Raw genomic sequence first — 12,320 nt, 5'->3', positions numbered from 1 at the left:
ACCGCCCCGCAAGGGCGTCCGTTATCTGTTTTGATAACTACGGCTCCACGTTTATATAGACCGGTCGGGAATCCTCCGTCAACATGTCCGATGAGATAGTGTTCGTCTGCACGGCGGACGACTGCGACGAGGGGCCGTGGGAGGGGTCGCACGACGCGATGGCCCACTGCGCCGAGCACCCCGACCACGGCTACACCGGGCGACCGCGAGACGAGGTCGACGCCGAGACGGTCATCCCGGCGACGGCGACTCGGAAGCGGGACAACCGGAACCTCCAGCACAAGGGCCACCCGAAAGGCGCCCTCGCGCAGAACGACTGACCGCCCGCGAGAACGGTCCGCGACCGACGCCGGCGTCCGCAGCCCGTTGCCTCCTGCGGCCGCGTTCTCTCCACTGCGCCACCTCCGGTAGCGTTCTCTCGCCTACGTCATCCCCGGCCGCGTTCTCTCGCCTACGCCTCCTCGAAGAGCCCGAGGTCCTCGGCGACGAGGTCGGCGAGCTGATCTTTTAACGCCGGGTCGACCTCCGCCACCTCCTCGCCGTCGTGTTTCCCGTCGTTGTGTTTCGCGAGCGCGTCCGCCACGTCGGAGAGGGGGACGCTGGTCTCCGTCTCGCACTCGGTACAGACGATCGGGACGGACGGTTCGTCGGTGGACATACGTCGGGTAATCGCGGGTCGGCGATATATGCCTTCGGGAGGGCGACCCGGAGCCCCCCTCGCGAACCGCGCGTCCGCCCCGAACCGCCAGCGTCACCACGCCCCGGGCGCTATCGGCTCCCATGCGCGTCCTCGTGACCGGGGCGGCCGGCGGGATCGGCGGCGGCGTCGTCAGAACGCTCGCGGCCGCAGACCACGACGTGACCGGAATCGACCGCGACGCCGACGGGCTGGCCGCCCTCCCCGACGCCGCGGAGACGCACGCCCTCGATCTACGCGACGGCGACGCGGTCGAGGCGCTGCTCGCCGGGCGCGAGTTCGACCGCGTCGTCTCCTGCGTCGGCGGGTACGAGATCGCGGCGGTCGAGGACACCGCCGTGGACTCGTTCCGCCGCCAGCTCGACACGAACCTGACCGCGGTCCACACGGTCGTCCGGGCCGCGCTCCCGTCGATCCGCGAGCGCGGCGGCCGGATCGTCGTGGTCGGCTCGATGATCGGGTCGACCGCGCTCCCCTATCACGGCGCCTACAGCGCCGCGAAGGCCGGACTGCGGGGGTACGCCGACGCCCTCCGCCGCGAAGTCGAGCCCCACGGCGCGACGGTCGCGTTCGTCGAGCCCGGGCCGGTCCCGACCGGGTTCAACGAGCGCGCGGCCGCGGGGATTTCGGACCGGAACGCGAAGGACCCCGACGGCCCGTACGCCGACGCCTACCGGGCGTTCGAGGGGTACGCGCCCGCCGCGACCGACCTCGAGACCGTGGTCGAGCGGGTCGTCGTCGCGGCAACGACCGAGCGGCCGCGCGCGGTCTACCGAGTGAGCCGCCGCGCGCGCTGGCTCCCGCGGCTGGCCGCGGTGCTCCCAGATCGGCTGTACGACCGCCTGGTCCGCGCCGGGCTCCCGGGCGGGGTGCTCGGGCGGCTCATCGATCGGTAGCGTCGCCGCCGTCGGGGGCCGCGTCCCCCTCGGTTGGGCCGTCGCCGGCGGCGTCGTCCGCGTCGCCCGCGCCACCGGCGTCCACCCCTTCGCCGTCGCCCGCGGCTTCGGCGTCCGTCCCTTCGGCGTCGTCCGCGTCGCCCGCGGCGTCCGTCCCCGCGTAGAACTCCTCCGGCGTGGCGTCGATCCGCTCGAATTCGCCGAAGTCGCGCTCGTGGTGGCGGATCGTCTGCTCGACGATCCACGCGCTGTAGCGCTCGGAGTACTCCCAGTCGCCGTCCGCGTCGTCGACGTCGAACCGGTCGTCGGTGGCGAGCGCGGCGTACAGGTGGTAGAAGCCGAGGACGACGTCGCCGAACTCCTTCGCCTCCGCGCCGATCTCCCGGCGCTTCTCGACCAATTCCTCGCGGCCCGCGTCGGTGAGTGCGAAGTACTTCCGGTCGGGCTCGTCGGCGCGCTCGACGCGCTCGGCGACGCCTTCGTCCTCGAACTTGTAGAGGATCGGGTAGAGCGAGCCGTACGAGGGCTCCCAGTGGCCGCCGCTGATCGCGGTGATCTCGCCCAGCAGCTCGTAGCCGTACCGGGGTCGCTCGTCGAGTAGCTCCAAGACGAGATACGAGATCAGTCCCTTCGGCGGTCCGCTCTTCCGCATCGTCACCTCCTTTACGGGAGACTCGGAAAGCGTTTCGGTCGGACGCGGACCGGCGGTCGCACCGCGAACGGATTCACGCGGGCGTCGTCGACGAGCGCGCTCACGCCTGCGAGTCGCTTCGAGACGACTCGTCCGACTCGGACGAGAGCGTCCGGATCGTTTCGTGAACCCCGAGGACGAGCGCCGGCACGACGATCATGAAGAGGTGTTCCTCGATCGGGATCCCGAACAGGTCGTACCCGGTGCGCATCGTGATCTCGAAGACGCCGACCTCCAGCGTGTACCAGTCCCAGAGGTACGCGATCGGGTACAGGGCGGCGATCGTCCGGGCAGACCGACGGAGCGCGCCGGCGTAGCGGAGCAGGGCGAGCGCGACCGCCCCGAAGGCGACCTCGGTGGCGAGGTACGTGTACGGACCGAACACGGTGATGTCGGGGAGCGGAGCGCCGGACAGCGGCCGGAACCAGACGGCCACGATCAAGAGGGCCAAGAAGACGTAGGCGCCGCGGATGAGGAGCATCGTCGCGATCGTCGGGCGGGCCGGTCTGGCCACCACCGCTACCGAGCCGAACGCCAGCGCCGCGGCCGGCGCCGACGGGGGGAACAGTCCGCCGACCGTCCCCCAGAGGACGCCGACGAGCCCGGTCATTAGCAGGGCGAACGCCAGCGTCCGGGCCCGCGGTCGGCCGAGCACCACCGAAACGGTCCGCTTGTCGATCGACCGGTCGTACGCGTAGTCCTGCTCGTCGTCGATGATCTTCACCCCGGCGAGCGTGACGAGGAAGACGAGCGCGAAGCCGAGTATCGTCGCGGTCACCTCGGTCGTCTGGACGTAGAACCCGCCGAGCAGCGCGAGCGCGATGCCGGTCGGGTACCCTAGCGTCGTGGTGAGCGGGTTCGTGTCGAGCTGCGGCGCGTGGAGGTACCCGATGAACCAGGTCGGGAGGGTGACGAGCGCGGCGCCCGGGCCGACGAGCGCGCCGAGCGCGAGCGTACAGGCGGCGAAGCCGACGCCGGCGGCGAGGAGGGAGAGCCGACAGCCGCGGACCGTCATGGGGTGGTCGTCGTCCTCGCCGCGGCGATGGAAGTCGACGTAGCCGTCCTTCACGTGCGCCGTGTACACCGCGAGGAAGATGGCGGTCATGTGGATCGCGCCCACCGCGAGGCCGAACTCGCCGGCGACGGCCGCGCCGAACCACGAGGCCGCGAGCGGCGGCAACATGAACACCGGATGGACCTGCGAGAGCAACGCCCGCAGGTCCGCCCGCAGTCCCCGTTCGTGCCGAGCGATCGCCATGTGTTACCAACGCACTAATAACGATTAATCCTGTTGGGGGTTTCACAGGTACGCCCGCCCGACTCGCCGAGACGAGTTCGGCTCCGGAGACGCGGCGACGACTCGCAAACCCCTAAGGTCCGGGGCCCCAAGCCGAGGTATGGTCGAGGCACCACAGACCGAGGAGGGGTGGTTCGCGCTGCACGACTTCCGGTCGATCGACTGGGACGCGTGGCGCGACGCCCCCGAGCGGGAGCGACGCCGAGCGATCGAGGAGGGCGAGGCCTTCCTGAAACACCGCGAGCTGGTCGCCGACGCCGAGGAGGGCGACTCCGGGCTGTTCTCCGTGCTCGGGCACAAGGCCGACCTGCTGTTCGTCCACTTCCGGCCGTCGCTCGACGATCTCTCGTCGATCGAGCGCCGCTTCGAGGACACCGCCCTGGCGGCGTTCACCGAGCGGACGACCTCGTACGTCTCCGTCACCGAGGTCTCCGGCTACGTCTCGGACGCGTACTTCGAGGAGGGGCCGGAGGAGGTCGACGCCGGCCTCCGGCGGTACATCGAGGGGAAGCTGACGCCGGAGATCCCGGACGACGAGTACGTCTGCTTCTACCCGATGAGCAAGCGCCGCGGCGAGGAGTACAACTGGTACGACCTCGACTTCGAGGACCGCGCCGACCTCATGGCCGGTCACGGCGAGGTCGGCAAGGAGTACGCCGGCAAGATCAAGCAGGTGATCGCCTCCTCGGTCGGCTTCGACAGCCACGAGTGGGGCGTCACGCTGTTCGGATCGGATCCGACGGACATCAAGGACATCGTCTACGAGATGCGGTTCGACCCCGCCTCCTCGCGCTACGGCGAGTTCGGCGACTTCTACATCGGCCGGCGGTTCCCGCCCGCGGACCTGGGCGCGTACCTCGCGGGCGAGACGGTGCCCACGGGCGAAGAGGGCGGTCACGGTGAGGGGGGCCACCACGGCGAAGGGGGTCACCACGGCGAGAGCGGCCACCACGGCGACGACGGTCACGGGAGCCACGGCGAGGGCCACGACCACGCCGGCGCCGGCGGCGGCTCCGCCAGCGGCGACCACCCGCACGGCGAGGAGGACGCGGGCGGCGAGGGCGACCACCCGCACGCGGGCGACGAGGGGGACGGCGGGGGCGTCTCCGACGAGGAGATCCGCGGCGAGCTCGCAGACCTGGACATCTACGCCGGGAAGCCGCACGGCGAGGACGTGTACGCGACCGTGCTGTACAGCGAGGCCGACGTCGACGAGCTGTTCGACGAGGTCGAGGGGCTCCGCGGCAACTTCGACCACTACGGCACCCACGTGAAGACGGCGGTGTACGAGGGCCGACACACCGACCGGGCCGCGGTCGTCTCCATCTGGGACACGGCCTCCGCCGCCGAGACCGCGGCCGGCTTCCTCTCGGAGCTCCCGGAGGTCGTCGCGCGGGCCGGCGAGGAGTCCGGCTTCGGCACGATGGGGATGTTCTACACCGTCAAGCCCGACTACCGCGAGGAGTTCGGCGACACGTTCGACGAGGTCGGCGACATTCTCGCGGAGATGAACGGCCACGTCGAGACCGACCTAATGAGCAACGTGGAAGACGAGAACGACATGTTCATCGCCAGCCAGTGGGAGGCGAAGGAGGACGCGATGACCTTCTTCGGCTCCGACGAGTTCCGGGAGACGGTGGAGTGGGGCCGCGAGGTGCTGGCCGACCGGCCGCGCCACGTCTTCCTGGCGTAGGCGAGGCGGTGCGCGGATCGCGATTTATAAGTGATCGCTCAAGTGGAGATCGGTTATTATTCGTTGCTGTCGATCGGCCGATCGCCGTTTGATTACTTATAAATGACTCCTGAAGACGGAACGAATGTCTCCGACGTCCCCGTCGTTTATTTATAAATCGTTGCCAGCGGAGCGACGGTGGACACCCCCAAAGCTCCGGTCGCTCGATTATAAATCGTTGCTGACGGATCGACGGTGAACACCTCCAAAGCCCCAGCCGGGAGGCGGGCGCACGCTCGCTGCGCTCCTCACTCGGTCGCTCACTACGTTCGCTCCCTCGTTGCGGTGCTTACATCGCCTGCGCCCGCCTCCCGGCTGCCCCTTTGAGCCCCGCCCCGCGCAGCACCGCTGGAAGACGGTCCTGCTCGCTCACTGCGTTCGCTGCGCGGGCTGCGACTTCCGTGCTCCCGCTCGTTCCACTCGCGGGACCGCAACCGCACCTCACACCTCCCCAGCCTCGTCAGTCGTCCTCCGCTTCGCTCCGGACGACTGACTCCCTCGCACGTGCTCCTCGCGGTCGCCGAGGGCGACCGCTCGGAGGCGCGCGCCGCCGCACCGGCTCAGTCGTTTATAAAATATTCCGTCGCCGCGCTCGCGGTGTCGATCGACGTGGTGCCGGCGTCGACCGCCTGTTTTTAACTATCGGCTCGGCGAACGGAGGCGTATGTTCGACACGATCGTGGTCGCGACCGACGGCTCCGACAGCGTGCGCCGGGCCGTCGACGTCGCGGTCGACATCGCCGCCCGCTTCGACGCCGAGGTCCACGCCGTCTACATCGTCGACAGCGGCGAGGTCGAGTCCACCCCCGACGAGGTCCGAGAGGACCTCCGCGACGCGCTCGACGACCACGGCGAGGCGGCGCTCGAACAGGTCGCCGACGCCGCGGCGGAGCGCGACCCCGGACTGAACGTGACGGCCGAGGTGCGCGAGGGGCGGCCGGCCGCCGAGATCTCGGGGTACGCCCGGGATATCGACGCCGACGTCGTCGCGATGGGAACCCGCGGTCGCCACGGCGAGAACCGGTTCCTCATCGGCTCCGTCGCGGAGCGCGTCGTGCGCACCTGCCCGATCCCCGTGCTCACCGTCCGCCAGCTCACCGACGAGGACCAGCGCCGAACGACGATCTAAGGAGCGGACGCACCGAGGGGACGGGGCGACGCGCTCCGAGAACGGCGGAGTTTTCCCGCTTCCGCTCGGGTCGACGGTATGGACGACGATCTCATCGACGAGGCGGGGATCCCTCGCTCGCGGTACACGCGGCTGCCCGGCAAGGGCTTCTTCTACCCGGACTCGCTGGACGAGGAGCGCGCCGAGCGGCGAGCGAAGGAGGCGATCGAGGGGAGCGAGGCGGTCGTGATCGCCGACGGCGACGCCGACGGGCTCGCCTGCGCGGCGATGATCCGCGAGGCGTACGACGCCGCGCTCGACGCCGCCGACTTCGAGGCGGCCATCGCGGCTCGTCTCGCGGCGGGCGACGGGGAGGAGGACGAGGCGGAGACCGACGATGACGACGCGCTGACGGGCGAGGCGGACGGCGACGAGGACGGTCCCACCGCCGACGCCCACACGCGCTCGCCGGTCGGGCTGGTCTCAGCGGGGCCGTACTCGCTCGACGCGTCGCTCGAACGCGTGCTCGCGTACGCCGACGACGATATCGACCTGTTCGTCTGCGACCTCTGCCCGGACGACTACGAGTGGATCGCGGAGCCGCTGGAGGCGCTCGCGGAGGCGACCGACTCGATCCGGTGGTTCGACCACCACCAGTGGGACGACGAGACGGCCGCGGCGGTCCGCGAGCTCGGCGTCGATCTCGTGGTCGGTGAGTCCGACGAAGAGTGCACGGCCGACGTGACGCTCCGCTCGCTGGAGTACGCGTTCGACGACCGATGGGCCGAGCTGGCGGCGGTGACCCGCGACCACGACCTCTGGATCAAGGAGGACCCGCGCTCGGACGACCTCGCCGACTACTCCTACTGGGCCGGCGGCGAGGAGTACGCGACGGTCGTCGGCGCGTACGGCGCCGACCTCCCCGAGACCGTCGAGGCGTTCGTCGCCGACCGGCGCGTCGAGAAGGAGGCCCGGATCGACGCGGCCGTCGACCGCGCGGTCACCCACGAGGTCGGCGAGTGGAGCGTCGCGGTGACGTACGGTCGGTGCTCGCAGAACGAGGTCGCGGAGACGCTCCGCGAGGCGGGCGCCGACGCCGCGGTGATCGTCAAGCCCGCCGGCTCCGCGTCGATCCGCGGCTCCGAGGGATTCCAGCACGCCCACGAGGTCGCCGGGAAGGTCAACGGCGGCGGCCACCCGCAGGCCGCCGGCTGCAAGCCGGACATCTACGACGACATGCTCGATTACGCCCAGCACTGGACGACCGAGGGGCAGGCCTGCAAGCGGGTCATCCTCGCCGCGTTCGAAGCTGTCGCCGAGGAGGTCGCGGCCGACGGGGAGTCAGCCGAGTCCGAGGCCGACGACGAGGAGTAAGCGGTCGTCCGCGGGCGAGGGGTGAACGAGGGCGAGCGAGGGACGAGCACGGGAGAAGCGCGGGCGAATCGCACACTTTCATGTCGCCCGGCGGCCCCCTCTCTCGCATGGCGGAGATCCTCGTGGCCGGCGAAACGCTGATCGACCTGCTCCCCGGGCCTGGGGAGACGCTCCGCGACGTCGACGGCTTCTCACACCGGCCGGGCGGCGCACCGGCCAACGTCGCGGTCGGGCTCTCCCGGCTCGGCGCGACGCCGGCGTTCTGGACCCGGCTCGGCGGCGACCCCTTCGGCGACTTCCTGCGCGAGACGCTCGTCGAGGAGGGCGTGCCGACGGTGGCCGTCGAACGGGTCGACGGCAACACCACCCTCGCGGTCGTCTCGCCGCCCGGCGTCGACGGGAGGCGGTTCCGGTTCTACGGCTCCCGGGACGTCGCGTTCGGCTTCGAGCCCGAGTCGGTCCCGGAGGACGCGCTGGCGTCGGCCTCGTGGGTTCACCTCGGCGGTGTCGCCCTGACGCACCCGGACGGGCGGGCGGCGATGCGCGAACTGGCCGCGACCGCCGCCGCGCACGGCTGTACGGTGTCGTTCGACGTCAACTACCGCGAGGACCTCGTGCCGGACGGCGAGCGCGAGGCCGTCGTCGACGCGGTCCGAGAGATCGTCGCCGACAGCGACGTGGTCTTCGCCAGCGACGAGGACGTGGCGGCGACGGGGCTCTCCTCGAAGGAGGGCGAAGCGCTCGGCCGCGACCTGCTGGCGCTCGGCCCGCACACCGCCGTCGTCACGCTCGGAGAGGCGGGCGCGGTCGTCACGAGCGCGGCGGCGGCGCCGTGGGGCGAACGGACCGCCCGCCACGCCGGCTTCGCGGTCGAGGCCGTGGACGCGACCGGCGCCGGCGACGCGTTCACCGCGGGGCTGATCGCTCGGTTGGCCGAGGGTGAGGCCGACACCGACCTCGACGAGGCGGTCGCGTTCGCCAACGCGACGGCTTCGATGTCGGTTCGAGAGGAGGGCGGGATGACGGCGCTCCCCGCGAAGGCGGACGTGGAGTCGTTCCTCGCCGACCGTCGCTGAGGCGGCGCTCGGGCGGTCAACCGTTCAAAAAGTAACGCGTCCGGGACGCCGCCCTAGTCGTTCCGGCCGTGAACGTACGTCTGGTCGTGGTCCGGGAACACCTCGTCGACGGTCGCCTCGCCGTGCTCCTCCGCGATGAGGGTCCGGAGTTCGTCCTCGTAGTCGGCCTTCGGCACCTCCTCGCTCGGCCCCTGCTGGACGTCGAACGTCTCCTCGACGAGGCGGTCGACGGCGTGGCGGCCGAACCCCGACAGCGGGGAGATGTAGTCGACGCCGTGGCGGTCCTCTAAGCTCTGCGCCTGCGCTCGCGAGACCGTCGGGACCCGGTCGTCCCGGCGGGTGCCGTCCGCGACCGCGTCGACGTCGCGGCTCGCGATCGCCTCCAGCGCGTGCTCGTGGACGCGCTGGATCCCGTTGCGAGGGTAGCCGTCCTCGAGCATGGTCGCGGCGGCCTCCTCGGCCACCTCGCGGTCCAGCTCGACGCGCTCGAACGGGAACCCCAGCTCCGCGGCCGCCCGCTCGGCGTGCTCCCAGTCGTCGGTGAGTCCGAAGCTCCCGGTGACGCAGCGGACGTCGTAGAAGCGGTCGAGCAGGTGGGCGGCGAGCGAGGAGTCCTTCCCCCCGCTGTACAGGAGCGCGAGCTCCATCTATCGCCGCCGAATGTCGAAGCTCTGCTGGTCGGGCTGGAGCTCTTTCAGGAGGTCGCGCATCTGGTCCTCGTCGATCTGTCCCTGGATCCGGCCGCTCTGCGCGAGCGCCGCGACCTGCTGTTTCACCTTCTCGCCGAACTCCGGCTTCGACATCTCGACCGCGTTGAGCCGCTGGCGCGCGCCGTCCGTGAGGTACTGCTTGAGCACGGCCTCCTGCTGGGCGTCGGCGCGCTCCTGGGCCTCCCGCTGGGCCTCGGCGTCGCCGCCGCCGCCCTGCTGGCGCTCGCGGAGCTCCTCCATCTTCTTCTCTCGCAGTTCCTCCAGCCGTTCGTCGTCGGGGTTCTCGCTCATACGAGGGCCTTCACGGTCCGCGCGAAAAACGATTTCGGAGGGAGCGGGGGCGATCGCGGCGCGACCGACGGTCGGGTCGAGATCGCCGAACCGGCCTCAGGGTCGGCCGACCGCGATCGCCGCGGCGATACCGACGGTCCGCGTCGCTTAAACGCCTCCTCGGCGTAGCCGCCGGTAATGAGCGAGTCGCGGGAGTTCTGTCCGCGGTGCGGCGATCCGGTCCCGGAGCGGCGCGAGCCGCTCCCCGGCGAGCCGCGCGGACGGGACGCGCTGTTGTGTGACGACTGCTACTTCGAGGACTTCGATCTCGTCGACGCGCCCGACCGGATCGAGGTGCTGGTCTGTTCGGGTTGCGGCGCGGTCCGACGCGGCGAGTCGTGGCGCGACGTCGGCGCGCGCGATTACACCGACGTCGCCGTCGACGAGGTCGCGGAGGCGCTCGGGGTCCACGTCGACGCCACCGACGTCGAGTGGGGCGTCGAGCCGGAGCAGGTCGACGAGAACAACGTCCGGATGCACTGCCGCTTCTCGGGCGTAGTCCGGGGGACGCTCCGCTCCGCGGAGGTCACGGTCCCGGTGAAGATATCGCGGGGGACCTGCGACCGCTGCGGGCGGATCGCCGGCGGCTACTACGCCGGCACGGTGCAGGTGCGCGCGGACGAGCGCGACCTGACGCCCGCGGAGCGCTCCGAGGCGCTCGAGATCGCCGAGTCGTACGTCGCGGCCCAGGAGGCCGACGGCGACCGCGAGGCGTTCATCACGGAGGTGAAAGAGACCGACGACGGCCCGGACGTGAAGCTCTCCTCGAACCGCCTCGCGCAGAACGTCGCGACCCGGATCACCGACGCGCTCGGCGGGAGCTTCGAGTCGTACCCCACGCTCGTCACCGAGGACGGCGACGGCAACGAGGTGTACCGCGTGACGTTCGCGGTCCGGCTCCCTCGGTACGCCGAGGGCGAGATCATCGACCCCGAGGACGGCGACGGCCCCGTGCTCGTCACGGGCGTCTCCGGGCGCCTGCAGGGCGTGCGGCTCGCGACGGGCGGGGCGTACACCTCCGACTTCGAGGACGCGGAGGCGCCGGACGCGACCCGCCTCGGCACCCGGGACGACGCGACGGAGACGACGGTGGTGACGGTGGAAGACGAGAACGCGATCCAGGTGCTCGACCCCGTCACCTACGAGGCGAAGACGGTCCCGAACCCCGATTTCGTCGACGGCGACGCCGACAGCGTGCTGGCGTTCGAGCACGGGGGCGACATCCACCTCGTCCCCGAGGAGTAGGTCGCGGGCGTCACGCACCTATCTAAAAATCGGCGCCGGTAGAATCCGCAGGATGTGAGACGCCTAGCCCCGAGGAGAGATGACGGGAACAGCAGCGTTCGATAGCGGGAGTAGGTGTTGCAGATCGTTGGCAACGATGAGATAGTTAAATAGTGACGAGTAACGGCGCTAATTGCTTATAAACGGCTCTGCGGTGGCGCGTGCCTCCGAGCGTCCGCCCTCGGCGGGCGCGAGGTGCACGCGCGAGGGAGTCGCGAGCGTAGTGGGCGACCGAAGGGAGCCCCGAGCGAGCGACGAGGCTGGGGAGGCGTGAGGTGCGATGCGGTTGCGGTCCCGCGAGTGGAACGAGCGGGAGCACGGAAGTCGCAGTCCGCGCAGCGAACGCAGTGAGCGAGCAGGACCGTCTTCCGATGGTCGGGTGGGACTCAAAGGGGCAGCCGCGAGGACGGCGCAGGCGAGGTAAGCACCGCAGGGAGCGAGTGAAACGAGCGACTGAGGAGCGCAGCGAGCGTGCGCCGTCCTCGCGGCTGGGGCTTTGGAGGGCTTCACCGTCGTCTCGTCAGCAACGACGTATCAACGAGCGGCTGGAGCTTTGGCGGTGTTCACCGCAGCGTCGTCGTTGTTTATAAACAGCCGATTGCAACACCTCTCGTTTACTTATAAACAACGCCCGAACCGATCTACGACACTCACTCCCGCTATCGATCGGACAGCACCGGTTAGCGACCGGGCGTGTCGAGCGAGAATATCCCTAGAGAACCGGACGCGTACGACGACCGATCAAGACCTGCAGACCTGCGCGTCGAGATCAGTCGGCGCGGGCGGTCGACTCGTTTCCGAGCGCGGCGGCGCGCTCGGAGTCGGTCACGTCGATGCCGCGGCGCTCCAGCTGCTCGACGAACTCGGCCTCGCTGAGGCCCGCCTGTGCGGCCGCCTGAGAGAGTGTCAGCGTTCGCGCTCCGTACAGCGTCAGCGCACTCGTGAGGCCCTTCGTTGCCATACTCACAGTAGGCCCGTGAAGGTTTATGAAGGTTACTAATTGATTGAGGTCCATGATACACCTTATACGATATATATTGACGGACGATCAGATCGGCGGCGTATAACCACTACCGAGGACGGCCCGCAGGAATTATGCCGCTCTACGGCGCAGAGGAGGTATGA

Annotated in this window: 13 protein-coding genes; 7 read left to right on the top strand and 6 right to left on the bottom strand. The window is 70.1% G+C overall.

Features of this window, described 5'->3' with window-relative positions; translation table 11 throughout:
- The first annotated feature begins 83 nt into the window (after positions 1–83).
- Positions 84–320: a hypothetical protein gene (locus Hrr1229_RS11195; RefSeq protein ID WP_123112822.1), complete on the top strand. Its 237-nt coding sequence runs from the start codon at positions 84–86 to the stop codon at positions 318–320.
- Between the two features lie 131 nt (positions 321–451).
- Here Hrr1229_RS11195 and Hrr1229_RS11190 read toward each other — a convergent pair whose 3' ends face one another.
- Positions 452–658: a hypothetical protein gene (locus Hrr1229_RS11190; protein ID WP_123112823.1), complete on the bottom strand. Its 207-nt coding sequence runs from the start codon at positions 656–658 to the stop codon at positions 452–454.
- Positions 659–780: 122 nt separating this feature from the next.
- On the opposite strand from Hrr1229_RS11190, the gene Hrr1229_RS11185 reads away from it, so the two are divergent.
- Positions 781–1,593, top strand: a complete 813-nt coding sequence (locus Hrr1229_RS11185; protein ID WP_176329406.1) for an SDR family NAD(P)-dependent oxidoreductase — start codon at positions 781–783, stop codon at positions 1,591–1,593.
- Here Hrr1229_RS11185 and Hrr1229_RS11180 read toward each other — a convergent pair.
- Positions 1,580–2,245, bottom strand: coding sequence for a PadR family transcriptional regulator (locus Hrr1229_RS11180; RefSeq protein ID WP_255212490.1), 666 nt, complete (start codon positions 2,243–2,245; stop codon positions 1,580–1,582). The genes Hrr1229_RS11185 and Hrr1229_RS11180 overlap by 14 nt on opposite strands.
- Before the next feature lie 100 nt (positions 2,246–2,345).
- Entirely contained in the window at positions 2,346–3,542 is a 1,197-nt protein-coding gene (locus Hrr1229_RS11175; RefSeq protein WP_123112824.1) for a lycopene cyclase domain-containing protein, read from the bottom strand.
- Positions 3,543–3,681: 139 nt separating this feature from the next.
- Between Hrr1229_RS11175 and Hrr1229_RS11170 the strand changes: the two genes are divergently transcribed.
- The 4 genes from Hrr1229_RS11170 to Hrr1229_RS11155 all read left to right on the top strand — a co-directional run bounded on the left by Hrr1229_RS11170 (position 3,682) and on the right by Hrr1229_RS11155 (position 8,871).
- Positions 3,682–5,274, top strand: coding sequence for a heme-binding protein (locus tag Hrr1229_RS11170; protein WP_123112825.1), 1,593 nt, complete (start codon positions 3,682–3,684; stop codon positions 5,272–5,274).
- Between the two features lie 703 nt (positions 5,275–5,977).
- Complete coding sequence (locus Hrr1229_RS11165; RefSeq protein ID WP_123112826.1) at positions 5,978–6,442, top strand: universal stress protein; 465 nt, start codon at positions 5,978–5,980, stop codon at positions 6,440–6,442.
- A gap of 78 nt (positions 6,443–6,520) precedes the next feature.
- A complete protein-coding gene (locus Hrr1229_RS11160; protein ID WP_123112827.1) occupies positions 6,521–7,795 on the top strand; it encodes a phosphohydrolase in 1,275 nt (424 codons plus the stop codon).
- 107 nt (positions 7,796–7,902) lie between these two features.
- Positions 7,903–8,871 carry a sugar kinase gene (locus tag Hrr1229_RS11155; protein WP_123112828.1) on the top strand — a complete coding sequence of 323 codons (969 nt, stop codon included), beginning with the start codon at positions 7,903–7,905 and terminating at the stop codon, positions 8,869–8,871.
- 53 nt (positions 8,872–8,924) lie between these two features.
- On the opposite strand, the gene Hrr1229_RS11150 is transcribed toward Hrr1229_RS11155, so the two are convergent.
- Entirely contained in the window at positions 8,925–9,518 is a 594-nt protein-coding gene (locus Hrr1229_RS11150; RefSeq protein WP_123112829.1) for an asparagine synthase-related protein, read from the bottom strand.
- The gene (locus Hrr1229_RS11145; RefSeq protein ID WP_123112830.1) at positions 9,519–9,872 is read right to left on the bottom strand and encodes a DNA-binding protein; all 354 of its coding nucleotides are present in this window, start codon (positions 9,870–9,872) and stop codon (positions 9,519–9,521) included.
- Between the two features lie 177 nt (positions 9,873–10,049).
- Between Hrr1229_RS11145 and Hrr1229_RS11140 the strand changes: the two genes are divergently transcribed.
- On the top strand, positions 10,050–11,156 hold the full coding sequence (locus Hrr1229_RS11140) for a 60S ribosomal export protein NMD3 (protein ID WP_123112831.1): 1,107 nt from the start codon (positions 10,050–10,052) through the stop codon (positions 11,154–11,156).
- An 808-nt stretch (positions 11,157–11,964) separates the two neighbouring features.
- Here Hrr1229_RS11140 and Hrr1229_RS11135 read toward each other — a convergent pair.
- Complete coding sequence (locus Hrr1229_RS11135; protein WP_123112832.1) at positions 11,965–12,156, bottom strand: UPF0175 family protein; 192 nt, start codon at positions 12,154–12,156, stop codon at positions 11,965–11,967.
- Positions 12,157–12,320 lie beyond the last annotated feature (164 nt).

Source organism: Halorubrum sp. CBA1229 (assembly GCF_003721435.2).
In the GTDB taxonomy this organism is placed as follows: domain Archaea; phylum Halobacteriota; class Halobacteria; order Halobacteriales; family Haloferacaceae; genus Halorubrum.
The sequence above is the reverse complement of the archived record's forward strand: the minus strand, read 5'-3'. Positions and strand labels throughout refer to the sequence as shown.

Excerpts from the sequence above, each read along its gene's own strand:
- Hrr1229_RS11180 (WP_255212490.1), bottom strand. The coding sequence starts at position 2,245 with ATGCGGAAGAGCGGACCGCCGAAGGGACTGATCTCGTATCTCGTCTTG.
- Hrr1229_RS11165 (WP_123112826.1), top strand. The coding sequence starts at position 5,978 with ATGTTCGACACGATCGTGGTCGCGACCGACGGCTCCGACAGCGTGCGC.
- Hrr1229_RS11155 (WP_123112828.1), top strand. The coding sequence starts at position 7,903 with ATGGCGGAGATCCTCGTGGCCGGCGAAACGCTGATCGACCTGCTCCCC.
- Hrr1229_RS11175 (WP_123112824.1), bottom strand. The coding sequence starts at position 3,542 with ATGGCGATCGCTCGGCACGAACGGGGACTGCGGGCGGACCTGCGGGCG.
- Hrr1229_RS11135 (WP_123112832.1), bottom strand. The coding sequence starts at position 12,156 with ATGGCAACGAAGGGCCTCACGAGTGCGCTGACGCTGTACGGAGCGCGA.
- Hrr1229_RS11170 (WP_123112825.1), top strand. The coding sequence starts at position 3,682 with ATGGTCGAGGCACCACAGACCGAGGAGGGGTGGTTCGCGCTGCACGAC.
- Hrr1229_RS11145 (WP_123112830.1), bottom strand. The coding sequence starts at position 9,872 with ATGAGCGAGAACCCCGACGACGAACGGCTGGAGGAACTGCGAGAGAAG.
- Hrr1229_RS11195 (WP_123112822.1), top strand. The coding sequence starts at position 84 with ATGTCCGATGAGATAGTGTTCGTCTGCACGGCGGACGACTGCGACGAG.
- Hrr1229_RS11160 (WP_123112827.1), top strand. The coding sequence starts at position 6,521 with ATGGACGACGATCTCATCGACGAGGCGGGGATCCCTCGCTCGCGGTAC.
- Hrr1229_RS11140 (WP_123112831.1), top strand. The coding sequence starts at position 10,050 with ATGAGCGAGTCGCGGGAGTTCTGTCCGCGGTGCGGCGATCCGGTCCCG.
- Hrr1229_RS11190 (WP_123112823.1), bottom strand. The coding sequence starts at position 658 with ATGTCCACCGACGAACCGTCCGTCCCGATCGTCTGTACCGAGTGCGAG.
- Hrr1229_RS11185 (WP_176329406.1), top strand. The coding sequence starts at position 781 with ATGCGCGTCCTCGTGACCGGGGCGGCCGGCGGGATCGGCGGCGGCGTC.
- Hrr1229_RS11150 (WP_123112829.1), bottom strand. The coding sequence starts at position 9,518 with ATGGAGCTCGCGCTCCTGTACAGCGGGGGGAAGGACTCCTCGCTCGCC.